Source organism: Burkholderia sp. Bp9140 (genome assembly GCF_003853425.1).
GTDB lineage: Bacteria > Pseudomonadota > Gammaproteobacteria > Burkholderiales > Burkholderiaceae > Burkholderia.
Genome location: NZ_QTPQ01000057.1, coordinates 20,444 through 43,085 on the forward strand (window position 1 = coordinate 20,444; position 22,642 = coordinate 43,085).

The following is a 22,642-nucleotide window of genomic DNA, read 5'->3' on the forward strand; positions in this document are numbered from 1 at the left end:
CTTTGTGGCGCGCATCGCTGCATTGACAAACGCACACCACCGCTCCGAATTTTCGTGTAGAATCGCGGGCTTAGCAGTGGAAGTACCGTTCGGGACGTGTCGCCTCGCTCCCCGCAGGCAACAGGTTTCGCGTTCTTTTAGTGTCCGGCGATGCAACATCGCCTCGCTCTTTTCAAGGAATCGTCATGCAGCAACAGAAAATCCGCATTCGCCTGAAGGCTTTCGACTATCGTCTGATCGATCAATCGGCTGCCGAGATCGTCGATACCGCGAAGCGGACTGGCGCAATCGTCCGTGGCCCGGTGCCGCTGCCGACGCGCATTCAGCGTTTTGACATCCTGCGTTCGCCGCACGTCAACAAGACGTCGCGCGATCAGCTCGAAATCCGTACCCACCAGCGCCTGATGGACATCGTCGATCCGACCGACAAGACGGTTGACGCGCTGATGAAGCTCGACCTGCCGGCTGGCGTCGACGTGGAAATCAAGCTGCAGTAAGGCTTTCGGCGCCAACCGGCATGCCGGGCGGTGCTAAGTCTTTGTATTGCTTGCGGAAATCGAGAAGTCGGGCTATACTGCTTGGCTTTTCGCGTATTCGCGTAAAAAAGTTGGGCCTTGCGTGCCCGGCATTTTGTAAATCAGCCCCGACCAATCGCAGTCGGGAATGGAGAAAATGATGAGCCTTGGACTCGTAGGTCGCAAGGTTGGCATGACCCGTATCTTCACGGCTGAAGGGGATTCGATTCCCGTCACCGTGCTGGACGTGTCGGACAACCGCGTGACGCAGATCAAGACTGTTGAAACCGACGGCTACACGGCCGTGCAGGTTGCATTCGGCTCCCGCCGCGCATCGCGCGTGACGAAGCCGCTGGCAGGTCATCTCGCCAAAGCCGGCGTCGAAGCCGGTGAAGTCCTCAAGGAATTCCGCATTGACGCGGCCAAGGCAGCTGAGCTGTCGAATGGCGCCGTGGTCGGTGCTGATCTTTTCGAAGTAGGCCAGAAGGTCGACGTGCAAGGCGTGTCGATCGGTAAGGGCTACGCCGGTACGATCAAGCGTTACAACTTCTCCTCCGGCCGTGCCACGCACGGTAACTCGCGCTCGCACAATGTGCCGGGCTCGATCGGTATGGCGCAGGATCCGGGTCGTGTTTTCCCGGGTAAGCGCATGACGGGTCACCTCGGTGACGTTACGGTGACGGTGCAGAACCTCGAAATTGCTCGTATCGACGCAGAGCGCAAGCTGCTGCTCGTCAAGGGTGCGATTCCGGGCGCGAAGGGCGGCAAGGTTTTCGTGACGCCGGCCGTCAAGACCAAGGGGGCGAAATAATGGAACTCAAGCTCCTGAATGAAAATGGTCAGGAAGGTGCAGTGGTCAACGCGTCGGACGTCGTGTTCGGTCGTGACTACAACGAAGCGCTGATCCACCAGGTCGTCGTCGCGTACCAGGCGAATGCTCGCCAGGGTAACCGCGCACAGAAGGACCGTGAGCAAGTCAAGCACACCACCAAGAAGCCGTGGCGTCAGAAGGGTACGGGCCGCGCTCGTGCCGGTATGTCGTCGAGCCCGTTGTGGCGTGGCGGTGGTCGCATCTTCCCGAACTCGCCGGAAGAAAACTTCTCGCACAAGGTCAACAAGAAGATGCATCGCGCAGGTCTCTGCTCGATCTTCTCGCAGCTGGCCCGTGAAGGCCGTCTGTCGGTCGTCGAGGACATCATCCTCGAAGCGCCGAAGACCAAGCTGCTGGCTGACAAATTCAAGACCATGGGTCTCGACTCCGTGCTGATCATTACGGATACGGTCGACGAGAACCTGTACCTGGCTTCGCGCAACCTGCCGCACGTGGCGATTGTCGAGCCGCGCTACGCTGACCCGCTGTCGCTGATCTACTTCAAGAAAGTGCTGGTCACGAAGGCTGCGGTCGCCCAGATCGAGGAGTTGCTGTCATGAGCGAGATTCGCAAGAACGATCATCGTTTGATGCAGGTCCTGCTCGCACCGGTGATCTCGGAAAAGGCGACGCTGGTTGCCGACAAGAACGAGCAAGTCGTGTTCGAAGTCGCACCGGATGCCACGAAGCAGGAAGTGAAGGCGGCCGTCGAGCTGCTGTTCAAGGTTGAAGTTGATTCGGTCAACGTGCTGGTTCAGAAGGGCAAGCAAAAGCGCTTCGGCCGTTCGATGGGCCGCCGCAAGGACGTGAAGAAGGCGTACGTTTGCCTGAAGCCCGGCCAGGAAATCAACTTTGAAGCGGAGGCCAAGTAATCATGGCAATCGTTAAAGTTAAACCGACATCGCCGGGTCGCCGCGCGATGGTCAAGGTGGTCAACAAGAACCTGCATCAGGGCAAGCCGTTCGCGGCACTGCTCGACTCGCAGAGCTCGACCGCCGGCCGTAACAACAACGGTCGTATCACCACGCGTCACAAGGGTGGTGGTCACAAGCAGCACTACCGTATCGTCGATTTCCGTCGCACGAAGGATGGCATCCCGGCAAAGGTCGAGCGTCTCGAGTACGACCCGAACCGTAGCGCGAACATCGCGCTGGTGCTCTACGCAGACGGCGAGCGTCGCTACATCATCGCCCCGAAGGGCCTGACCGTCGGCCAACAGCTGATGTCGGGTTCGGAAGCGCCGATCCGCGCAGGCAACACGCTGCCGATCCGCAACATTCCGGTCGGTACGACGATCCACTGCATCGAGATGCTGCCGGGCAAGGGCGCGCAAATGGCGCGTTCGGCTGGCACGTCGGCCATGCTGCTGGCACGTGAAGGCGTCTACGCGCAGGTTCGTCTGCGTTCGGGCGAAATCCGTCGCGTGCACATCGAGTGCCGTGCAACGATCGGTGAAGTCGGCAACGAAGAGCATAGCCTGCGCCAAATCGGCAAGGCTGGCGCGAACCGCTGGCGCGGTATCCGCCCGACGGTGCGTGGCGTTGCGATGAACCCGGTTGATCACCCGCACGGTGGTGGTGAGGGCAAGACGGCTGCAGGTCGCGACCCGGTGAGCCCGTGGGGTACGCCGGCTAAGGGTTACCGCACCCGCAGCAACAAGCGCACGACGACGATGATCGTCCAGCGCCGTCACAAGCGTTAAGGAGTAGGCAATGGCACGTTCTGTAAAAAAAGGTCCGTTCTGCGACGCCCATTTGCTGAAGAAAGTTGAGGCGGCTGCAGCTTCGCGCGACAAAAAGCCGATCAAGACCTGGTCGCGTCGCTCGACGATTCTGCCGGATTTCATCGGCCTGACGATCGCTGTTCACAACGGCCGTCAACACGTTCCGGTGTACATCTCGGAAAACATGGTCGGCCACAAGCTTGGCGAGTTCGCACTGACCCGTACGTTCAAGGGTCACGCGGCCGACAAGAAGGCCAAGAAATAAGGGGCAATCAAGATGGAAGTGAAAGCAATTCATCGCGGTGCCCGCATCTCGGCGCAAAAAACGCGCCTTGTGGCTGACCAGATCCGCGGTTTGCCGGTCGACAAGGCGCTGAACGTTCTGACGTTCTCGCCGAAGAAGGCGGCTGGCATCGTGAAGAAGGTTGTGCTGTCGGCAATCGCGAATGCGGAGCACAACGAAGGCGCTGATATCGACGAGCTCAAGATCAAGAGCATCTACGTCGACAAGGCTGCATCGCTCAAGCGTTTCACCGCGCGCGCCAAGGGCCGCGGTAACCGCATCGAGAAGCAATCCTGTCACATCACTGTGACGGTCGGGAATTAAGGAGCCATACGATGGGACAGAAAATTCATCCGACTGGCTTCCGCCTGGCTGTCAGCCGTAATTGGGCTTCGCGTTGGTACGCGAACAACAACAATTTCGCGGCGATGCTGCAGGAAGACATCGGTGTTCGTGAATACCTGAAGAAGAAGCTGAAGAACGCTTCGGTCGGTCGGGTCGTCATCGAGCGTCCGGCGAAGAACGCGCGCATCACGATTTACAGCTCGCGTCCGGGCGTCGTCATCGGCAAGAAGGGCGAGGATATCGAACAGCTGAAGACGGAACTGCAGCGCCGCATGGGCGTGCCGGTTCACGTCAACATCGAAGAGATCCGCAAGCCGGAAACCGATGCGCAACTGATCGCTGACTCGATCACGCAACAGCTCGAGCGCCGGATCATGTTCCGTCGCGCGATGAAGCGTGCGATGCAGAACGCGATGCGTCTGGGTGCCCAGGGCATCAAGATCATGAGCGCAGGCCGTCTGAACGGTATCGAAATCGCTCGTACGGAGTGGTATCGCGAAGGTCGCGTGCCCCTTCATACGCTGCGTGCCGACATCGACTACGCGACTTCGGAAGCGAAGACGACCTACGGGATCATCGGCGTCAAGGTGTGGGTGTACAAGGGCGACACGCTCGGCCGTAACGACGCGCCGGTGGTCGAAGAAGTAGCCGAAGACAAGCGTCCGCGTCGCAATGCGCGTCCGGGCGACCGTCGTCCGCGCCGTGACGGCGAAGGCGGCGCTCCGGGTGCTCGTCGTGGCGCACCGCGCCGTGGCGCCGGCAAGCCCGAAGACGGCAAGACTGGAGAATAACGATGCTGCAACCGAAACGCAGGAAGTATCGTAAAGAGCAGAAGGGGCGTAACACCGGCAAGGCGACGCGCGGCAACGCAGTGTCGTTCGGTGACTTCGGCCTGAAGGCGATCGGTCGCGGTCGTTTGACCGCACGTCAAATTGAAGCGGCGCGTCGTGCAATGACGCGTCACATCAAGCGTGGCGGCCGCATCTGGATCCGGATCTTCCCGGACAAGCCGATTTCGCAAAAGCCGGCAGAAGTGCGTATGGGTAACGGTAAGGGTAACCCGGAGTACTACGTCGCCGAGATCCAGCCGGGCAAGATGCTCTATGAAATGGACGGCGTAACCGAAGAACTGGCACGCGAAGCGTTCCGTCTGGCTGCAGCCAAGCTGCCGCTGAAGACGGCATTCATCGTGCGCCAGCTCGGCGCCTAAGGAGAAAACATGAAGGCTTCCGAACTTCTCCAGAAAGACCAGGCCGCGCTCAACAAGGAGCTGGCGGACCTGCTGAAGGCGCAATTCGGCCTGCGCATGCAACTCGCGACCCAGCAGCTCACGAACACGAGCCAGCTGAAGAAGGTTCGTCGCGACATCGCACGTGTGCGGACCGTCATGACTCAGAAGGCGAACCAGAAATGAACGATAGCGTGAAAACCTCGCTGAAGCGGACGCTGGTCGGTCGGGTCGTCAGCAACAAGATGGACAAGACCGTCACCGTGCTGATCGAGCACCGCGTCAAGCACCCGATCTACGGCAAGTATGTCGTGCGCTCGAAGAAGTACCACGCGCATGATGAAGCGAACACCTGCAACGAAGGCGATCTCGTCGAAATCCAGGAAACTCGTCCTGTTTCGAAGACGAAGGCCTGGGCGGTGTCGCGCCTCGTCGAAGCAGCTCGCGTCATCTAAGCGGGCAGCGCAGTAGGCAGTAACAGGCACTTCGGCACGAAGTGCTTGAAATCGCAAAGTTTTTGCTTGCGTGACCAGGGTTATTTGTTATAATCCTGGTCTTCCCTCTTTATGGGAGCCCCGTCGCGGGCGAAATTGGTGGGGGAAGCGGACTGGCGCCAGCCTGTCTGAAAGATTCACCGAATTGCGATGGCGGGTTTCGTTTGCCGTCGCTGCTGTTCCAACCCAAGCAGCCGATTGGCTGACGGGACCAAGACTGACCGAATGCATCATGGTGGTGCATCCGGATTAAGTTGGGAAAGACAAACCATGATCCAGACCGAATCTCGGCTCGAAGTAGCCGACAACACGGGTGCGCGTGAAGTCATGTGCATCAAGGTGCTCGGCGGCTCGAAGCGTCGTTATGCCGGCATTGGCGACATCATCAAGGTGACCGTCAAAGAAGCAACGCCGCGCGGGCGCGTGAAGAAAGGCGAAATCTACAACGCCGTGGTGGTCCGCACCGCCAAGGGTGTTCGCCGTCAAGACGGCTCGCTGATCAAGTTCGACGGCAACGCCGCTGTGCTTTTGAATAACAAGCTTGAGCCGATCGGCACCCGTATCTTCGGGCCGGTGACGCGTGAGCTGCGTAGCGAACGATTCATGAAGATCGTTTCGCTGGCGCCGGAAGTGCTGTAAGGAGTCGCGATGAACAAGATTCGCAAAGGTGACGAAGTCATCGTCGTCACTGGCAAAGACAAGGGCAAGCGCGGCGTCGTGCTGGCTGTCGGTGCAGAACATGTGACGGTTGAGGGTATCAACCTCGTCAAGAAGCATGTGAAGCCGAACCCGATGAAGGGTACGACGGGCGGCGTGGAAGCGAAGACGATGCCCCTGCATATTTCGAACGTCGCACTGGTCGACGCGAATGGCAAGGCGTCGCGTGTTGGCATCAAGGTCGAGGAAGGCAAGAAGGTTCGCTTCCTGAAGACGACCGGTGCCGTACTGAGCGCCTGACGCAGCGGAGTAAAAAATGGCTCGTTTTCAAGAGTTTTACAAAGAAAAGGTTGTGCCCGGCCTGATCGAGAAGTTCGGTTACAAGTCGGTCATGGAAGTGCCGCGCATCACCAAGATCACGCTGAACATGGGTCTTGGCGAAGCGATCGCTGACAAGAAGATCATCGAGAACGCCGTTGGCGACCTCACGAAGATCGCTGGTCAGAAGCCGGTCGTCACGAAGGCACGCAAGGCGATCGCAGGCTTCAAGATCCGCCAGGGTTACCCGATCGGCGCGATGGTGACGCTGCGTGGTCAAGCGATGTACGAATTCCTCGACCGTTTCGTGACCGTTGCCCTGCCCCGCGTGCGTGACTTCCGCGGCGTGTCGGGTCGTGCCTTCGATGGCCGCGGCAATTACAACATCGGTGTGAAAGAGCAGATCATTTTCCCCGAAATCGACTACGACAAGATCGACGCACTGCGTGGGCTGAACATCAGCATCACGACGACTGCGAAGACCGACGACGAAGCAAAGGCTCTGCTCGCCAGCTTCAAGTTCCCGTTCAGAAACTGAGGTTACCGTGGCTAAACTGGCACTGATCGAACGTGAAAAGAAGCGCGCCCGCCTGGTCGCGAAGTTCGCAGCAAAGCGCGAAGCGCTGAAGGCGATCGTCGAAGACCAAAGCAAGTCGGAAGAAGAGCGCTACGAAGCACGCCTGGAGCTGCAGCAACTGCCCCGCAACGCAAACCCGACCCGCCAGCGTAACCGCTGCGCGATCACGGGCCGTCCGCGTGGCACGTTCCGTAAATTCGGCCTCGCGCGTAACAAGATTCGTGAAATCGCATTCCGTGGCGAGATTCCTGGCCTGACCAAGGCGAGCTGGTAATAGGAGAAACGTAAATGAGCATGAGTGATCCTATCGCCGATATGCTGACTCGCATCCGCAACGCGCAGATGGTCGAGAAGGTATCGGTCGCGATGCCCTCGTCGAAGGTCAAGGTTGCAATCGCGCAAGTCCTGAAGGACGAAGGTTATATCGACGATTTCGCCGTCAAGGCGGAAGGTGCGAAGTCCGAACTGAATATCGCGCTGAAGTACTACGCAGGCCGCCCGGTCATCGAACGCCTCGAGCGCGTGTCGAAGCCTGGTCTGCGCGTGTACCGCGGCCGTAACGACATTCCGCAGGTCATGAACGGCCTGGGTGTGGCAATCGTGTCGACGCCGAAGGGCGTGATGACCGACCGCAAGGCGCGCGCTACCGGCGTCGGCGGCGAAGTCATCTGCTACGTTGCTTAAAGCCGAGGAGAGAGAAACATGTCTCGAGTAGGTAAGAGCCCGATCGCGCTGCAAGGCGCGGAAGTCAAGCTGGCCGACGGTGCGATCACCGTCAAGGGCCCGCTGGGCACCATCACGCAAGCGATCAATCCGCTCGTGAACGTGGCGAACAACGACGGCACGCTGAATCTGTCGCCGGTCGACGAAAGCCGCGAAGCAAATGCACTGTCGGGCACGATGCGCGCGATCATCGCGAATGCCGTGCACGGCGTGACCAAGGGTTTCGAGCGCAAGCTGACGCTGGTTGGCGTCGGTTATCGTGCGCAAGCGCAAGGCGACAAGCTGAACCTGTCGCTGGGTTTCTCGCACCCGGTGGTGCACCAGATGCCGGAAGGCGTCAAGGCTGAAACCCCGACGCAAACCGAAATCGTGATCAAGGGGATCAACAAGCAACAAGTCGGTCAAGTAGCTGCGGAAGTCCGCGGTTACCGTCCGCCGGAGCCCTACAAGGGCAAGGGCGTGCGCTATTCCGACGAGGTTGTGATCCTCAAAGAAACGAAGAAGAAGTAAGGGTGCGCAATCATGGATAAGACTCAATCTCGCCTGCGCCGCGCTCGCCAGACGCGTATCAAGATCGCTGAGCTGCAGGTCGCGCGTCTCGCCGTGCATCGCACGAACACGCACATCTACGCTCAAGTGTTCTCGCCCTGCGGCACCAAGGTGCTCGCCAGCGCGTCGACGCTCGAAGCAGAAGTGCGCGCCGAACTGGCCGACAAGTCGGGCAAGGGCGGCAACGTTAATGCCGCGACGCTGATCGGCAAGCGTATTGCCGAGAAGGCAAAGGCTGCCGGCATCGAATCCGTCGCCTTCGACCGCTCGGGCTTCCGCTACCACGGCCGCGTCAAGGCGCTGGCTGAGGCAGCTCGCGAAGCTGGGCTCAAGTTCTAAGGAAGGAATTCGTCATGGCAAAGATGCAAGCGAAAGTTCAGGCTGACGAGCGCGACGACGGCCTTCGTGAAAAGATGATTTCGGTCAATCGCGTGACCAAGGTCGTGAAGGGTGGCCGTATTCTCGGCTTCGCCGCACTGACCGTGGTTGGCGACGGTGATGGCCGCATCGGTATGGGCAAGGGCAAGGCGAAGGAAGTGCCGGTCGCTGTCCAGAAGGCAATGGAACAAGCTCGCCGCAACATGTTTAAGGTGCCGCTCAAGAACGGCACGCTGCAGCACGAAGTGCACGGCAAGCATGGCGCATCCGCTGTCCTCCTCGCTCCGGCGAAGGCGGGTACGGGCGTGATCGCCGGCGGCCCGATGCGCGCAGTGTTCGACGTGATGGGCGTTCAGAACGTCGTGGCAAAGAGCCACGGTTCGACGAACCCGTACAACCTCGTTCGTGCCACGCTGGACGGTCTGCGCAAGCAGTCGACCCCGGCAGACATCGCGGCGAAGCGCGGCAAGTCCGTCGAAGATATTTTGGGCTAAGCCCGGGTGGTCACCATGTCTGAAAAAACTGTCAAGGTTCAGCTCGTGAAGAGCCTGATCGGGACCCGCGAATCGCACCGCGCGACCGTGCGTGGCCTGGGCCTGCGCCGACTCAACTCGGTTAGCGAGCTGCAGGACACGCCGGCGGTCCGCGGCATGATCAACAAGGTCTCGTACCTCGTTAAGGTCATCGCGTAAGCGGCCCTACGGATCAAGGAGTTGATATGGAATTGAATAACCTGAAGCCGGCCGCTGGTGCCAAGCACGCCAAGCGTCGCGTCGGCCGCGGCATCGGTTCGGGCCTCGGCAAGACGGCTGGCCGTGGTCACAAGGGTCAGAAATCGCGTTCGGGCGGCTTCCACAAAGTCGGTTTCGAAGGCGGTCAGATGCCGCTGCAACGTCGTCTGCCGAAGCGCGGTTTCACGTCGCTGACGAAGGAATTCGTCGGTGAAGTGCGTCTGGGCGACCTCGAGAAGCTGCCGGTCGATGAAATCGATCTGCTCGCACTGAAGCAAGCCGGCCTGGTCGGCGAGCTGACGAAGAGCGCAAAGATCATCGCGACGGGCGAACTGAAGCGCAAGATCGTCGTGAAGGGTCTCGGTGCCACCAAGGGTGCGCGCGCTGCGATCGAAGCGGCTGGCGGTTCGTTCGCCGAGTGACACGCGTAGCGCGTCGTTACTTGCATTCATCGGAGAAGGTACTTGGCTAACAGCCCGAGTCTTGCAAAACCCGGTCGAAGCACGGCGAAATTCGGCGATCTGCGTCGGCGAGCGATGTTCCTGCTCCTGGCGCTGATCGTCTATCGCATCGGCGCGCACATCCCCGTGCCGGGCATCGATCCGGATCAACTGGCAAAGCTGTTCCAGAGCCAGGCGGGCGGCATCCTGGGCATGTTCAACATGTTCTCGGGTGGCGCGCTTTCCCGCTTCACGATCTTTGCGCTGGGGATCATGCCGTACATCTCGGCGTCGATCATCATGCAGTTGCTGGCGATCGTCTCGCCGCAGCTCGAGGCGCTGAAGAAGGAAGGGCAGGCAGGGCAACGGAAGATCACGCAGTACACGCGGTATTTCACCGTGGTGCTCGCGACCTTCCAGGCGTTCGGTATCGCGGCTGCGCTGGAAAACCAGCCGGGCCTCGTGATCGACCCCGGCATGCTGTTCCGACTGACGACGGTCGTGACGCTGGTTACCGGCACGATGTTCCTGATGTGGCTGGGTGAGCAGATCACCGAGCGTGGTCTGGGCAACGGCATCTCGATCATCATCTTCGGCGGGATCGCAGCAGGGTTCCCGAATGCCGTCGGTGGGCTGTTCGAGCTGGTGCGTACGGGTTCGATGAGCATCATTTCGGCGATCATCATCGTCGTTCTGATTGCCGCGGTGACTTACCTGGTCGTGTTCATCGAACGCGGTCAGCGCAAGATCCTCGTGAACTATGCGAAGCGCCAGGTCGGCAACAAGATCTACGGTGGCCAGTCGTCGCACTTGCCGTTGAAGCTGAACATGTCGGGCGTGATTCCGCCGATCTTCGCGTCGTCGATCATCCTGTTCCCGGCCACGATTCTCGGCTGGTTCAGCACGGGTCAGCCGTCGGGAAGCTGGATCTCCAACACGTTGCATAACGTCGCGGAGGCGCTCAAGCCGGGCCAGCCGGTCTATGTGCTGCTGTACACGCTGGCAATCGTGTTTTTCTGCTTCTTCTACACCGCACTGGTGTTCAACAGCAGGGAAACCGCCGACAACCTGAAGAAGAGCGGCGCGTTTGTTCCGGGCATTCGTCCGGGCGATCAAACCGCACGGTATATCGACCGCATCCTCACGCGTCTGACGCTGGCCGGTGCGATCTACATCGTCTTCGTGTGTCTGCTGCCGGAATTCCTGGTGCTGCGCTGGAACGTGCCGTTTTATTTTGGTGGAACGTCGCTGCTGATCATTGTCGTCGTCACGATGGACTTCATGGCGCAGGTGCAGTCGTACGTTATGTCGCAACAGTATGAGTCGCTGCTCAAGAAGGCAAACTTCAAGGGCGGCAACATCCCAATGCGTTAATTCAGGACTATGGCCAAAGACGATGTAATCCAGATGCAGGGTGAGGTGATCGAAAACCTCCCGAATGCGACCTTCCGTGTGAAGCTGGAAAACGGCCATGTCGTGTTGGGGCATATCTCCGGGAAAATGCGGATGCACTACATCCGCATCCTGCCGGGCGACAAGGTGACGGTTGAATTGACGCCTTACGATCTGTCTCGTGCGCGGATCGTGTTCCGGGCGAAGTGATTTGAAAAAAGGGTATTATCATGAAAGTGATGGCATCGGTTAAGCGCATTTGCCGCAATTGCAAGATCATCAAGCGCAAAGGCGTCGTTCGCGTGATCTGCAGCTCGGATCCGCGCCACAAGCAGCGCCAAGGCTGACCGCGCGTTTGTTTGCGCTTTTTGTTTGAGGAAAAACAATGGCTCGTATCGCAGGGGTTAACATCCCGAATCACCAGCATACCGAGATCGGCCTGACGGCAATCTTCGGTATCGGCCGCACGCGCTCGCGCAGCATCTGCGTGGCGTCTGGCGTGGAATTCTCGAAGAAGGTCAAGGACCTGACCGACGCAGACCTCGAAAAGCTGCGTGAGGAAGTGGGCAAGTTCATCGTCGAAGGCGATCTGCGCCGTGAAGTGACGATGAACATCAAGCGCCTGATGGACCTCGGTTGCTACCGTGGTGTTCGTCATCGCAAGGGCCTGCCGATGCGCGGTCAGCGTACGCGTACGAACGCACGTACCCGCAAGGGTCCGCGTCGTGCAGCGCAAGCGCTGAAGAAGTAAGCGGAACTGACAGTTACAGGAAAACGTAATGGCTAAGGCTTCGAACACCGCGGCGCAACGCGTTCGCAAGAAGGTTAAGAAGAACGTCGCTGAAGGCGTGGTTCACGTTCACGCGTCGTTCAACAACACGATCATCACGATCACCGATCGCCAGGGCAATGCACTGGCATGGGCGACGTCGGGCGGCCAGGGCTTCAAGGGCTCGCGCAAGTCGACGCCGTTCGCTGCTCAGGTTGCTGCTGAGTCGGCCGGTCGCGTGGCGATGGAATACGGCGTGAAGAATCTGGAAGTGCGGATCAAGGGCCCGGGCCCGGGTCGCGAGTCGGCAGTGCGCGCACTGCATGGCCTCGGCATCAAGATCACCGCGATTTCGGACGTCACCCCGATTCCGCACAACGGCTGCCGTCCGCCGAAGCGTCGTCGTATCTAAGAATGTTGCTGGCACGTTCGTGCTGGCACATTTGCCTGTCGCCGCGTAGCGTCGACGGGCGTTGCTTTTTTGATTGACTAAGCCCACCGTTCGCCCCAAAGGGCGCGAACTAGCGCGGATTCCGATCCGCGTGACTGATTGATAAAGGAATGCAAAGTGGCACGTTATATCGGCCCCAAGGCCAAGCTGTCCCGCCGTGAAGGCACCGACCTGTTCCTGAAGAGCGCACGCCGCTCGCTCGCCGACAAGTGCAAGCTCGACAGCAAGCCGGGTCAGCACGGCCGTACCTCGGGCGCACGTACGTCCGACTACGGTACGCAGCTGCGCGAAAAGCAGAAGGTCAAGCGTATTTACGGCGTCCTGGAACGTCAGTTCCGCCGCTACTTCGCTGAAGCCGACCGCCGCAAGGGCAACACGGGTGAAAACCTGCTGCAACTGCTCGAGTCGCGTCTCGACAACGTCGTGTATCGCATGGGCTTCGGCTCGACCCGCGCTGAAGCGCGTCAGCTGGTGAGCCACAAGTCGATCACCGTGAACGGCGTCGTCGCAAACGTGCCGTCGCAGCAAGTGAAGGCGGGTGACGTCGTCGCGATCCGCGAAAAGGCGAAGAAGCAGGCGCGTATCGTCGAAGCGCTGTCGCTGGCCGAGCAAGGCGGCATGCCGAGCTGGGTTGCAGTCGATGCGAAGAAGTTCGAAGGCACGTTCAAGCAAATGCCGGAACGCGTTGACATCGCAGGCGACATCAACGAAAGCCTGATCGTCGAATTGTATTCGCGTTAATCCGATTGACGGCCGAGGTACCCCGATTGCGTTTCGCAAGGAGGGGCCTCGGCTGTTTATTTTCTGGTTGTTACCGGTCAGCCTTATCGGTGTAACGAGCCGAGGGTATTGAAAAGGAAAGCCCATGCAAACCAGTTTGCTGAAACCCAAGATCATCGCCGTGGAATCGCTTGGCGAGAACCACGCGAGGGTGGTCATGGAACCGTTCGAACGCGGTTACGGCCACACCTTGGGCAATGCGCTTCGCCGCGTGCTGCTGTCGTCGATGGTTGGCTACGCGCCGACCGAAGTCACGATCGCAGGCGTGGTGCACGAGTACTCGACGCTTGATGGCGTGCAAGAGGACGTCGTCAACCTGCTGCTGAACCTGAAGGGTGTGGTGTTCAAGCTGCACAACCGTGACGAAGTGACGGTGACCCTGCGCAAGGAAGGCGAAGGCGTCGTCACGGCCGGCGATATCGAGCTGGCTCACGATTGCGAAGTCATCAACCCGAATCACGTGATCGCGCACCTGTCGAAGGGCGGCAAGCTCGACGTTCAGATCAAGATCGAGAAGGGTCGCGGCTATGTGCCCGGCAACGTCCGTCGCTACGGCGAAGACACGGCCAAGATCATCGGCCGCATCGTCCTCGACGCATCGTTCTCGCCGGTTCGCCGCGTGAGCTATGCCGTTGAAAGCGCACGTGTCGAGCAGCGTACCGACCTCGACAAGCTCGTGATGAACATCGAGACGAGCGGCGTGATCACCCCGGAAGAGGCGATCCGTCAATCGGCCCGCATCCTGGTTGACCAGCTGTCCGTGTTCGCGGCACTGGAAGGCACGGAAACGGCTGCCGAAGCACCGTCGCGTGCACCGCAGATCGATCCGATCCTGCTGCGTCCGGTGGACGATCTCGAGCTGACGGTTCGTTCGGCGAACTGCCTGAAGGCCGAGAACATCTACTACATCGGCGACCTGATCCAGCGCACGGAAAACGAGCTGCTGAAGACGCCGAACCTCGGTCGCAAGTCGCTCAACGAGATCAAGGAAGTGCTCGCTTCGCGCGGTCTCACGCTGGGCATGAAGCTCGAAAACTGGCCGCCGGCTGGTCTCGACAAGTAAGCCCGTTTGTTGCTGCAGTTGGCAAGGATGCGGATTTTCCCTTAAAATCCGCATCTTGCTTTTTTCGTTACCGGCCCGTGCACCCCAGCGGTGCGATAGAAGAGCTGGATCAAAACTTTGAATCAAGGAAACTGAAATGCGCCATCGTCATGGTCTGCGGAAACTGAACCGCACGAGCAGCCACCGTCTGGCTATGCTCCGTAACATGTCCAACTCGCTGATCGAGCACGAAGTCATCAAGACGACGCTGCCGAAGGCGAAGGAACTCCGTAAAGTCGTCGAGCCGCTGATCACGCTCGGCAAGAAGCCGTCGCTGGCAAACCGTCGCCTGGCGTTCAACCGCCTGCGCGATCGTGACTCGGTGGCGAAGCTGTTCGACGTGCTCGGTCCGCGTTTCGCGAACCGTCCGGGCGGCTACCTGCGCGTGCTGAAGTTCGGCTTCCGCGTCGGCGACAACGCACCGATGGCACTGGTCGAGCTGCTCGATCGTCCGGAAGTCGACGAAACGGAAAACGTGCAAGAAGCTGAGTAAGCTTCCGGTACGCAGCAGTATCTGAAAGGGGCCGAGCAAATGCTTGGCCCTTTTTGTTTTTGGCGGTCTGCGGGCTGCGATCGATTGTCGCAGGCCGGTGCCGGCAGCGTCGCGCGCGCTGCGCTACGATACAGGATTGTCGACACGGGCCCTCGATGGGCGATCCGTGGCGGCGAAATCCGGTAAGCGAGCCAGGAGGGCGCGTATGGTGGTGGTCTTGATGCTGACGACGGTGCCGGATGCGGCGACGGCCGCAGCGCTCGCCGACGGTGCGCTCGATGCACGGCTTGCCGCGTGCGTGTCGGAGCTCGGTGCGATCAAGTCGCGCTATCACTGGCAGGGCAAGGTCGAAACGGCCGACGAGATCCAGTTGCTGTTCAAGACGAGCCCCGTGCGCTCGCTCGAACTGGAGCGATTTATTCTCGCGCATCATCCGTACGAGACGCCGGAAATCGTCTCGTGGCAGGCGACGGCCTCGGCCGCCTACGGCCAGTGGGTGACCAGCGAAACTCAACGTCTATTTCATGTTTAACGGTATGGCGCTTTCCGTGCGCATGCGCGCGCTGCGGTTCCTCGCAGTCCTGTTGTCGTTCATGTTCCTGCTGGGCGGCCAGTCGGTCGCGCGCGCGGCCGACGATTTTCTCGATCCGTCGGTGGCGTTCAAGTTCAGCGCGAGCGAATCGCCGGGGCAGGTGGACGTCCGCTTCAAGGTTGCCAACGGCTACTACCTGTACCGCGAGCGGTTCGCGTTCTCGGTGAAGAGCGGGCAGGCGACGCTCGGCGCCCCGCAATTGCCGGCCGGCCATGTGAAGTTCGACCAGACGTTCCAGAAGGAAGTCGAAACCTATCGCGACGAGGTCGTGATTCACGTGCCGGTCAAGCAGGCAGCGGGGCCGTTCGAGCTCGCGGTAACGTCGCAGGGGTGCGCCGACGAAGGGATCTGCTATCCGCCCGCCGAGCACGTCGTGAAGGTCGACGGCGCAGCGCTGGGCGCGGCCGCGCCGGCCGATGGCGCGGTGGCTGCCGGCAACTGGTTCGACAAGGTCACGAGCGCGGATTTCGCGCAGTCGCTGCTGGAGGGGCACGGCTTCTTCACGATCATCGCGCTGTATTTCGTCGCGGGCGTCGTGCTGAGTCTCCTGCCTTGTTCGTATCCGATGATCCCGATCGTGTCCGCGATCATCATCGGTCAGGGTACGCGCGCGACGCATGCGCGCGGCTTTGCGCTGTCGCTCACCTACGTGGTCGGCATGGCGCTGGTTTATACGGTGCTCGGCATCGCTGCCGCGCTCGTCGGACAGAGCCTTGGCGCGTGGCTGCAGAACCCGTGGGTGCTCGGTGCGTTCGGTGTGCTGCTCACTGCGTTCGCGGTATCGCTGATTTCGGGCAAGGACATCGCGCTGCCCGAGCGCTGGCAGAACGGCGCCGCCCAGGCATCGAGCGCGCGCCAGGGCGGCCATTTCGTCGCGGTTGCCGCGATGGGCGCGTTGTCGGCGCTGGTCGTCGGTGCATGCATGACCGCGCCACTGTTTGCGGTGCTCGCGTTCATTGCGCATACCGGCAATGCGCTGCTCGGCGGCGCCGCGCTGTTCGCGATGGGGCTGGGGCTCGGCGTGCCGCTCCTCGTGGTCGGCATCGGTGCCGGCACGGTGCTGCCGCGCGCGGGCGCGTGGATGGATGCCGTGAAGGTGTTCTTCGGCATCGTGCTGCTCGCCGCGGCGCTGTGGATTGTATGGCCGGTGCTGGCGGGCGGCTTGAAGATGGTGCTCGCCGCGCTGTGGTTGCTTGTCGCGGCCGCGGCGCTCGGCCTGTTCACGCCGCATGCAGGCGCCGCGTCGATCTGGCGCCGCCTTGGCCGAGGCCTCGGCGCAGCGCTTGCGATCTGGGCTGCGACGCTGCTCGTCGGTCTCGCAGCAGGATCCAACGACCCCGTGAAGCCGCTGGCCGTACTCGCGGCGCGCACGGTTGCGTCGGGGGATGCGTCGGCTGCCGGTGCCGCGTCGGGACAGGCGGGGCCTGCATTCGCATCCGTGCGCTCCAGCGGCGAACTCGACGCGCTGCTGAAGACGTCGGCCCGGCCCGTGATGCTCGACTTCTACGCCGACTGGTGCGTGAGCTGCAAGGAGATGGAGCATCTGACGTTCACCGATCCACGCGTGCGGGCGCGGCTCGCGCAGCTTCACCTCGTGCGTGCGGACGTCACCGCGAACAATCCGGACGATCAGGCGTTGCTCAAGCGCTTCAACCTGTTCGGGCCGCCGGGCATCATCTTCTTCGATCGCAGCGGCAATGAAATCGGCCGCGTGGTCGGCTATCAGTCAGCCGAGACGTTCCTGCGCAGCCTCGATCGCGCGGCGGTACCGACGGTGTAACGCACGCTCGTTGGCGTGCATGGGCGGCCTCTGCGTCGACTGGACTGCAAATGAAAAACGGCGCCCGAGCGCCGTTTTTCTTGATGTCTGCCGGCGCTCGGCTCAGCGCTGCGCTTTCAGCAGGCGCGCGGCATCGAGCGCGAAGTACGTGAGCACGCCATCGGCGCCCGCCCGCTTGAATGCGAGCAGCGATTCGAGCACGACCTTGTCGTGGTCGAGCCAGCCGTTCATCGCGGCAGCCTTCAGCATCGCGTATTCTCCGCTCACCTGATACACGTAGGTCGGGAAGCGGAACTCGTCCTTCACGCGGCGCACGATGTCGAGATACGGCATGCCGGGCTTGACCATCACCATGTCGGCGCCTTCGTCGATGTCGAGGCGCACTTCGCGCAGCGCTTCGTCACTGTTCGCCGGATCCATCTGGTAGGTCATCTTGTTGCCCTTGCCCAGATTGGAGGCCGAACCGACCGCATCGCGGAACGGGCCGTAGAACGCGGATGCGAACTTGGCCGAATAGGCCATGATGCGCGTGTGGATATGGCCGTCGCTTTCCAGCATTTCGCGGACCGCGCCGATGCGGCCGTCCATCATGTCCGACGGCGCGACGATGTCGACGCCGGCTTCCGCCTGCGCGCGCGCCTGGTCGACCAGGATCTCGATCGTGTTGTCGTTGATCACGTAGCCGTTCTCGTCGAGCACGCCGTCCTGGCCGTGGCTCGTGTACGGATCGAGCGCGACGTCGGTCAGCACGCCGAGCTCGGGGAAGCGCTTCTTCAGCTCGCGCACCGCGCGCGGGATCAGGCCTTCCGGATTGGCCGCTTCGCGGCCGTCAGGCGTTTTCAGCGACGGCTCGATGGCCGGGAACAGCGACAGCACGGGCACGCCGAGTTCGACACACTGCTCGGCGACATGCATCAGCAGATCGACCGACACGCGTTCGACGCCGGGCATCGACGGCACGGCCTGGCGTTCGTTGGCGCCTTCGACGACGAACACCGGATAGATCAGGTCGTCGGTGGTCAGGCGGTTTTCGCGCATCAGGCGCCGGGAGAAGTCGTCGCGGCGCATCCGGCGCGGACGGTGAAGCGGATGGAAGCTCATGGCGATTGGGCAAAAAATCAGGGCAAGAAGGACCTTACGGAACCCTTAGGTCATTTTCGAGATCGTTGGTATATGATAGCGATCGAGCGGCACGCGTCGCGTGCTGCTCCCCGCTTCTCCTCCCTGAGCGGGTGCCTGTCGTTATTCGATTAGGCTGTTTGACCCGCCGTTCAACGGCGGGTTTTTTTATGAGCCGGCCGAATCCGCAGGTGCCGTCAGGGGCGCGCAGCCGATCCCGGCCGCGCGTTGCCCGCTCATTGTGCTACAGGCTCGCTTTTTTCGTCGGCGACGGACGGCCGCACCCAGCTCTCGATCAGTTCGTGCGCCTCGTCGAGCCCCGTGCGCTTCAGCGCCGAGAACAGCTGGACGGTCAGCTTGCCCTTCACGCCCTGGTCGCGGTACGCGTCGAGTCCCTTTTGCGTGTTACGCAGCGCGTTGATGCTTTCCTGCCGCGTCAATTTGTCGCACTTCGTCAGCAGCGTGTGGATCGGCTTGCCGGTCGGCACGAACCACTCGATCATCCGGCGGTCGAGGTCGGTCAGCGGGCGGCGCGAATCCATCATCAGGATCAGGCCGCACAGCTGCGAGCGCGTCGCGAGGTAGGACGACAGCAGCATTTCCCAGTGGGCCTTCGCGGCCCCCGGCACTTCCGCATAGCCGTAGCCGGGCAGGTCGACGAGGTTCGCGACGGGCTCGGCGGCCGGGCCGACGGAGAAGTAGTTGATGTGCTGCGTGCGGCCGGGCGTCTTCGACGCGAAGGCGAGCCGCTTCTGGTTGCACAGCACGTTGATCGCCGTCGATTTGCCGGCATTCGAGCGGCCCGCGAACGCGATCTCCGGCTGCACCGTCGGCGGCAGGTCGCGCAGATGGTTGACGGTCGTGTAGAAGCGGGCTTGATGGAGCAAAAAGGCCATGGGAAACCGGTGGGACGGGGCGGCGCGAGCCGCTTGGTGGAGGCGGGGTAGCCCCGATAGGCGCGGGAGCTTTCAGCGCGATATTGTACAATATGCCGGTTTTGCCGAAGGGCTGCGGGCGCCTGCCTCGCGCTTTTATGCAGCTTCTGCGGTAGACTGGTCGACGTCGTTTTTTGCAGAACCTCAAATTCCCACAAGACGAAACAGGGTGTGCGAATGAATCGACTGTGCAAGTCTCTGATGGTGCTTCAGGTTGCAGCAGGGTTCGTAGGTTTCGTAGCGGAGGCAAACGCGGCGGATGCGGCAAAGCCGGATCTGGACCGCGGCAAGGCGATTGCCGGGCAGGTCTGCGCGTCGTGTCACGGCGCCGACGGCAACAGCGCGTCGGGCAGTTTCCCGAAGCTCGCCGGCCAGCATCCCGAATATCTGGTCAAGCAGTTGAACGACTTCAAGGCCCAGCCGGGCGCGAAGGGGCCGGCGCGGACCAATCCGGTGATGGTCGGGTTCGCGAGCGCGTTGAGTGCGGACGACATGCGCAACGTCGCCGCGTATTACGGATCGCAGGCGACGAAGCTCGGCACTGCACGCGATGCGGCGACCGTGCCGGTCGGCCAGAAGATCTATCGCGGCGGCATCGCGGAAAAGGGTGTACCGGCCTGCGCAAGTTGTCACGGGCCGGCGGGGCAGGGGATGCCGGTCCAGTACCCGCGTCTGTCGGGGCAGTGGGCCGATTACACGGTTGCCCAATTGACCGCGTTCCAGCAGGGTGTCGGCGCGCGCAACAACAACGAGGCGATGCATCAGATCGCATCGCGTCTGTCGGACAACGAGATCAAGGCCGTCGCGGACTACATCGCGGGCCTGCGTTGAACGGACGGTCGCGAACGGAATGACCGGGCGCCCGAAGGGCGGCCGGAGTCAGAACAAGAAAAGGGTGGGGCACCGTGTGATTGCGGTTGCCTCGCCCTTTTTTGTCAGCACTCGCCGGGCCGTCCCAAGCGTGCTGACCGCCCCCTCGGGGGCAGCGAACATAGTGAGCGTGGGGGCTGTATCCCCTTAGTCGGAGTTTGAATGAGCGTTACCACGTCGGGGTTGCAGTCGAAGTCGGGTCAAAGTGCGTCCAGGCGCGCGATCGAGTTGCTGAGCTCGATGCGCTTCGCGATCGCGCTGCTGGTGGTGCTGTCGATCGCGAGCATCATCGGCACGGTCCTGACCCAGGACGACCCGTATCCGAACTACGTGAACCAGTTCGGGCCGTTCTGGGCGGACATCTTCCGCTCGCTGGGCCTGTACAACGTGTACAGCGCGTGGTGGTTCATGCTGATCCTGATCTTCCTCGTCGTGTCGGTCTCGCTGTGCGTGATCCGCAACGCGCCGAAGATGCTCGCCGATGCGAAGAGCTGGAAGGACAAGGTCCGCGAAGGCAGCCTGCGCGCGTTCCACCACAAGGCCGAATACACGGCGTCCGGCACGCGCGCGACCGCTGCGGCCACGCTCGCCACGTTCGTCACCAAGGCTGGCTACAAGCACGTCGTGCGCGAGACCGACGGCGCGACGCTGATCTCCGCGAAGCGCGGCGCGCTGACGAAGTGGGGCTATATCTCCGCCCACCTTGCGATCGTCGTGATCTGTATCGGCGGCCTGCTCGACAGCAACCTGCCGATCAAATTCCAGATGCGGATGTTCGGCAAGAGCCCGGTCAACACCAGCGCGACGATCAGCGAGATCTCGCCCGAGCACCGGCTGTCCGCGTCGAACCCGACGTTCCGCGGCTACGCGTGGGTACCGGAAGGCCAGTTCGTGTCGACCGCGATCCTGAACCAGCCGAGCGGCTCGCTGATCCAGGACCTGCCGTTCTCGATCCAGCTCGACAAGTTCATCGTCGACTACTACACGACGGGGATGCCGAAGCTGTTCGCGAGCGACATCGTCGTGATCGATCGCGAGACGGGCCAGAAGATTCCCGCGCGCGTCGAGGTGAACAAGCCGTTCACGTACAAGGGCGTGTCGATCTACCAGTCGAGCTTCCAGGACGGCGGCTCGCAGATGCAGATGACGGCCTACCCGATGACGGGCGGCAACGCGAAGACCTTCGCGGTGAAGGGCACGATCGGCAGTACGGCGCCGCTGCAGATGCCGGGTAGCGACGGCGACACGATCGAGTTCTCCGACTTCCGCGCGATCAACGTCGAGAACATGGCCGACGCGAACGGCAAGCCGGACGTGCGCGGCGTCGCGAAGACGGAGTCGCTGAAGGAGGTGTTCGACGAGCGCCTCGGTTCGGGCGCGAAGACGTCGAAGCCGATGCAGCTCCACAACATCGGCCCGTCGGTGCAGTACAAGATTCGCGGCAAGGACGGCCAGGCGCGCGAATTCAACAACTACATGCTGCCCGTCGACATGGGCGGCACGCGCGTGTTCCTCGCCGGCGTGCGCGCGAGCCCGAACGATCCGTTCCGCTACATGCGGATCCCGGCCGACAGCCAGGATTCGATCGCCGAATGGATGCGCCTGCGCGCCGCGCTCGAGGATCCCGCCGTGCGTGCCGACGCCGCCGCGCGCTTCGCGCAGCGTTCCCTGCCGACGACCGAAGCGTCGCTGCGCGGCCGCCTGCAGGACAGCGCGTTCAAGGTGCTGACCCTCTTTGCGGCGGGCGACGACAGCGTCGGCCGCGGCGCCGACGGCCAGCCGATCGGCGGGTTCCAGGCGGTGGCCACCTTCATCGACCGTTCGGTGCCGAAGGCCGAGCAGGAGAAGGCGGCCAGCCTGCTGCTGCGCATGCTCGAGGGTTCGATGTGGGAGGTCTGGCAGATCGCGCGCGAGCGCGCCGGCGAGCCGGCTGCCCAGCAGGGCACGGACACGATCCGCTTCGTGCAGAACGCGATCAATGCGCTATCCGACAGTTTCTTGTATGGATCGCCGGTCTATTTGCAGCTTGACTCCTTCAAGCAGGTGCAAGCTTCGGTATTTCAGTTGACGCGCGCACCCGGCAAGAATCTGGTGTATCTTGGCAGCCTGCTGTTGGTCGCCGGCATCTTCTCGATGTTCTACGTGCGCGAGCGGCGCCTCTGGTTCTGGCTCAAGGATGCCGGTTCGGGCGTCGATGTGGTGATGGCGATGTCCACGGCCCGCAAGACCTTCGATTTCGAGAAAGAATTCGTGCAGACGCGCGACGCGGCCGGCGCCGCCTTGCGCGCCACACCGCGCGCTGCCGCGCCTGCTGGTGCGGCAGCGACTGCCCGTCCGCCCGCCGGCGGCGGTTCCGACTCCGAGAATTCCACCCGGTAACATCATGGATCTCACTCAAGTTTCCTCTTCCCGTGCGGGGCCGGCCCAGGCCCCGAATCCGGTGGCGTTGTTCGACGACCGTCCGTTCCTCGCACGCCTGTCGGTCATCGACTGGCTGTTCGCCCTGGCACTCGTGGTCGGCGCGGGCT

General features: G+C 61.8%; 35 protein-coding genes and 1 pseudogene. 34 read left to right on the forward strand and 2 right to left on the reverse strand.

Going from position 1 to position 22,642, the window contains the following annotated elements:
• The first annotated feature begins 185 nt into the window (after nt 1–185).
• The 31 genes from rpsJ (at nt 186) to dsbD (ending at nt 17,190) form a co-directional block, all read left to right on the forward strand.
• Nucleotides 186–497: a 30S ribosomal protein S10 gene (rpsJ, locus tag DIE21_RS33540; RefSeq protein WP_004199280.1), complete on the forward strand. Its 312-nt coding sequence runs from the start codon at nt 186–188 to the stop codon at nt 495–497.
• Between the two features lie 178 nt (nt 498–675).
• Nucleotides 676–1,326, forward strand: coding sequence for a 50S ribosomal protein L3 (rplC, locus tag DIE21_RS33545; protein WP_124501695.1), 651 nt, complete (start codon nt 676–678; stop codon nt 1,324–1,326).
• Nucleotides 1,326–1,946, forward strand: coding sequence for a 50S ribosomal protein L4 (gene rplD / locus DIE21_RS33550; RefSeq protein WP_006477192.1), 621 nt, complete (start codon nt 1,326–1,328; stop codon nt 1,944–1,946). The genes rplC and rplD overlap by 1 nt, the downstream gene beginning before the upstream one ends.
• Nucleotides 1,943–2,257 carry a 50S ribosomal protein L23 gene (gene rplW, locus DIE21_RS33555; protein ID WP_004199275.1) on the forward strand — a complete coding sequence of 105 codons (315 nt, stop codon included), beginning with the start codon at nt 1,943–1,945 and terminating at the stop codon, nt 2,255–2,257. The genes rplD and rplW overlap by 4 nt, the downstream gene beginning before the upstream one ends.
• A gap of 2 nt (nt 2,258–2,259) precedes the next feature.
• Complete coding sequence (gene rplB, locus DIE21_RS33560) at nt 2,260–3,087, forward strand: 50S ribosomal protein L2 (protein ID WP_006482900.1); 828 nt, start codon at nt 2,260–2,262, stop codon at nt 3,085–3,087.
• A gap of 10 nt (nt 3,088–3,097) precedes the next feature.
• Nucleotides 3,098–3,373, forward strand: coding sequence for a 30S ribosomal protein S19 (gene rpsS, locus DIE21_RS33565; RefSeq protein ID WP_004199273.1), 276 nt, complete (start codon nt 3,098–3,100; stop codon nt 3,371–3,373).
• Between the two features lie 12 nt (nt 3,374–3,385).
• Nucleotides 3,386–3,715: a 50S ribosomal protein L22 gene (rplV, locus tag DIE21_RS33570; RefSeq protein WP_004199272.1), complete on the forward strand. Its 330-nt coding sequence runs from the start codon at nt 3,386–3,388 to the stop codon at nt 3,713–3,715.
• 11 nt (nt 3,716–3,726) lie between these two features.
• On the forward strand, nt 3,727–4,527 hold the full coding sequence (gene rpsC, locus DIE21_RS33575; RefSeq protein WP_006482899.1) for a 30S ribosomal protein S3: 801 nt from the start codon (nt 3,727–3,729) through the stop codon (nt 4,525–4,527).
• Nucleotides 4,528–4,529: 2 nt separating this feature from the next.
• On the forward strand, nt 4,530–4,946 hold the full coding sequence (rplP, locus tag DIE21_RS33580) for a 50S ribosomal protein L16 (RefSeq protein WP_006752927.1): 417 nt from the start codon (nt 4,530–4,532) through the stop codon (nt 4,944–4,946).
• 9 nt (nt 4,947–4,955) lie between these two features.
• Nucleotides 4,956–5,150, forward strand: a complete 195-nt coding sequence (gene rpmC / locus DIE21_RS33585; protein WP_006400652.1) for a 50S ribosomal protein L29 — start codon at nt 4,956–4,958, stop codon at nt 5,148–5,150.
• Nucleotides 5,147–5,419, forward strand: a complete 273-nt coding sequence (rpsQ, locus tag DIE21_RS33590) for a 30S ribosomal protein S17 (RefSeq protein WP_047899582.1) — start codon at nt 5,147–5,149, stop codon at nt 5,417–5,419. The genes rpmC and rpsQ overlap by 4 nt, the downstream gene beginning before the upstream one ends.
• 309 nt (nt 5,420–5,728) lie before the next feature.
• Entirely contained in the window at nt 5,729–6,097 is a 369-nt protein-coding gene (gene rplN / locus DIE21_RS33595) for a 50S ribosomal protein L14 (RefSeq protein WP_006752929.1), read from the forward strand.
• A gap of 9 nt (nt 6,098–6,106) precedes the next feature.
• The gene (gene rplX / locus DIE21_RS33600) at nt 6,107–6,415 is read left to right on the forward strand and encodes a 50S ribosomal protein L24 (protein ID WP_006477187.1); all 309 of its coding nucleotides are present in this window, start codon (nt 6,107–6,109) and stop codon (nt 6,413–6,415) included.
• Between the two features lie 16 nt (nt 6,416–6,431).
• Nucleotides 6,432–6,971 (forward strand): 50S ribosomal protein L5, encoded by a 540-nt coding sequence (gene rplE / locus DIE21_RS33605; RefSeq protein ID WP_006477186.1) that lies wholly within the window; start codon nt 6,432–6,434, stop codon nt 6,969–6,971.
• A gap of 7 nt (nt 6,972–6,978) precedes the next feature.
• On the forward strand, nt 6,979–7,284 hold the full coding sequence (gene rpsN / locus DIE21_RS33610) for a 30S ribosomal protein S14 (RefSeq protein WP_006482884.1): 306 nt from the start codon (nt 6,979–6,981) through the stop codon (nt 7,282–7,284).
• A gap of 14 nt (nt 7,285–7,298) precedes the next feature.
• Nucleotides 7,299–7,694 (forward strand): 30S ribosomal protein S8, encoded by a 396-nt coding sequence (gene rpsH / locus DIE21_RS33615; protein WP_006477185.1) that lies wholly within the window; start codon nt 7,299–7,301, stop codon nt 7,692–7,694.
• Between the two features lie 18 nt (nt 7,695–7,712).
• Nucleotides 7,713–8,243, forward strand: a complete 531-nt coding sequence (gene rplF / locus DIE21_RS33620) for a 50S ribosomal protein L6 (protein ID WP_006758786.1) — start codon at nt 7,713–7,715, stop codon at nt 8,241–8,243.
• A 12-nt stretch (nt 8,244–8,255) separates the two neighbouring features.
• A complete protein-coding gene (gene rplR / locus DIE21_RS33625) occupies nt 8,256–8,621 on the forward strand; it encodes a 50S ribosomal protein L18 (RefSeq protein WP_006477183.1) in 366 nt (121 codons plus the stop codon).
• 14 nt (nt 8,622–8,635) lie between these two features.
• On the forward strand, nt 8,636–9,154 hold the full coding sequence (rpsE, locus tag DIE21_RS33630) for a 30S ribosomal protein S5 (protein WP_006752931.1): 519 nt from the start codon (nt 8,636–8,638) through the stop codon (nt 9,152–9,154).
• A gap of 15 nt (nt 9,155–9,169) precedes the next feature.
• Nucleotides 9,170–9,352, forward strand: a complete 183-nt coding sequence (gene rpmD / locus DIE21_RS33635) for a 50S ribosomal protein L30 (protein ID WP_006400644.1) — start codon at nt 9,170–9,172, stop codon at nt 9,350–9,352.
• Nucleotides 9,353–9,378: 26 nt separating this feature from the next.
• On the forward strand, nt 9,379–9,813 hold the full coding sequence (rplO, locus tag DIE21_RS33640; RefSeq protein WP_006482880.1) for a 50S ribosomal protein L15: 435 nt from the start codon (nt 9,379–9,381) through the stop codon (nt 9,811–9,813).
• Between the two features lie 42 nt (nt 9,814–9,855).
• Complete coding sequence (gene secY / locus DIE21_RS33645; protein WP_006400642.1) at nt 9,856–11,205, forward strand: preprotein translocase subunit SecY; 1,350 nt, start codon at nt 9,856–9,858, stop codon at nt 11,203–11,205.
• 9 nt (nt 11,206–11,214) lie between these two features.
• Nucleotides 11,215–11,433 carry a translation initiation factor IF-1 gene (gene infA, locus DIE21_RS33650; protein WP_004521905.1) on the forward strand — a complete coding sequence of 73 codons (219 nt, stop codon included), beginning with the start codon at nt 11,215–11,217 and terminating at the stop codon, nt 11,431–11,433.
• Nucleotides 11,434–11,453: 20 nt separating this feature from the next.
• The gene (rpmJ, locus tag DIE21_RS33655; RefSeq protein WP_004199844.1) at nt 11,454–11,570 is read left to right on the forward strand and encodes a 50S ribosomal protein L36; all 117 of its coding nucleotides are present in this window, start codon (nt 11,454–11,456) and stop codon (nt 11,568–11,570) included.
• A gap of 38 nt (nt 11,571–11,608) precedes the next feature.
• Nucleotides 11,609–11,974 (forward strand): 30S ribosomal protein S13, encoded by a 366-nt coding sequence (gene rpsM, locus DIE21_RS33660; RefSeq protein ID WP_014898353.1) that lies wholly within the window; start codon nt 11,609–11,611, stop codon nt 11,972–11,974.
• A 28-nt stretch (nt 11,975–12,002) separates the two neighbouring features.
• The gene (gene rpsK / locus DIE21_RS33665; protein ID WP_004197937.1) at nt 12,003–12,404 is read left to right on the forward strand and encodes a 30S ribosomal protein S11; all 402 of its coding nucleotides are present in this window, start codon (nt 12,003–12,005) and stop codon (nt 12,402–12,404) included.
• A 156-nt stretch (nt 12,405–12,560) separates the two neighbouring features.
• Nucleotides 12,561–13,184, forward strand: coding sequence for a 30S ribosomal protein S4 (gene rpsD, locus DIE21_RS33670; protein ID WP_124501696.1), 624 nt, complete (start codon nt 12,561–12,563; stop codon nt 13,182–13,184).
• Between the two features lie 124 nt (nt 13,185–13,308).
• On the forward strand, nt 13,309–14,286 hold the full coding sequence (locus DIE21_RS33675) for a DNA-directed RNA polymerase subunit alpha (RefSeq protein ID WP_006477176.1): 978 nt from the start codon (nt 13,309–13,311) through the stop codon (nt 14,284–14,286).
• A gap of 136 nt (nt 14,287–14,422) precedes the next feature.
• Nucleotides 14,423–14,818, forward strand: coding sequence for a 50S ribosomal protein L17 (rplQ, locus tag DIE21_RS33680; protein ID WP_006477175.1), 396 nt, complete (start codon nt 14,423–14,425; stop codon nt 14,816–14,818).
• 205 nt (nt 14,819–15,023) lie between these two features.
• The gene (gene cutA / locus DIE21_RS33685; protein ID WP_057924809.1) at nt 15,024–15,350 is read left to right on the forward strand and encodes a divalent-cation tolerance protein CutA; all 327 of its coding nucleotides are present in this window, start codon (nt 15,024–15,026) and stop codon (nt 15,348–15,350) included.
• Complete coding sequence (gene dsbD / locus DIE21_RS33690; RefSeq protein ID WP_124501697.1) at nt 15,343–17,190, forward strand: protein-disulfide reductase DsbD; 1,848 nt, start codon at nt 15,343–15,345, stop codon at nt 17,188–17,190. Before cutA ends, dsbD begins: the two co-directional genes overlap by 8 nt.
• A gap of 102 nt (nt 17,191–17,292) precedes the next feature.
• On the opposite strand, the gene hemB is transcribed toward dsbD, so the two are convergent.
• A complete protein-coding gene (gene hemB, locus DIE21_RS33695; RefSeq protein WP_124501698.1) occupies nt 17,293–18,291 on the reverse strand; it encodes a porphobilinogen synthase in 999 nt (332 codons plus the stop codon).
• A 254-nt stretch (nt 18,292–18,545) separates the two neighbouring features.
• A complete protein-coding gene (gene yihA, locus DIE21_RS33700) occupies nt 18,546–19,205 on the reverse strand; it encodes a ribosome biogenesis GTP-binding protein YihA/YsxC (protein ID WP_006758791.1) in 660 nt (219 codons plus the stop codon).
• A 216-nt stretch (nt 19,206–19,421) separates the two neighbouring features.
• Between yihA and DIE21_RS33705 the strand changes: the two genes are divergently transcribed.
• The 3 genes and pseudogenes from DIE21_RS33705 to DIE21_RS33720 form a co-directional block, all read left to right on the forward strand.
• The gene (locus DIE21_RS33705) at nt 19,422–20,075 is read left to right on the forward strand and encodes a cytochrome c (RefSeq protein ID WP_124501700.1); all 654 of its coding nucleotides are present in this window, start codon (nt 19,422–19,424) and stop codon (nt 20,073–20,075) included.
• A gap of 201 nt (nt 20,076–20,276) precedes the next feature.
• Nucleotides 20,277–22,493: a cytochrome c biogenesis protein ResB gene (locus DIE21_RS33715; RefSeq protein ID WP_124501699.1), complete on the forward strand. Its 2,217-nt coding sequence runs from the start codon at nt 20,277–20,279 to the stop codon at nt 22,491–22,493.
• 4 nt (nt 22,494–22,497) lie between these two features.
• Nucleotides 22,498–22,642: pseudogene (locus DIE21_RS33720) on the forward strand (c-type cytochrome biogenesis protein CcsB); the annotation flags it as partial.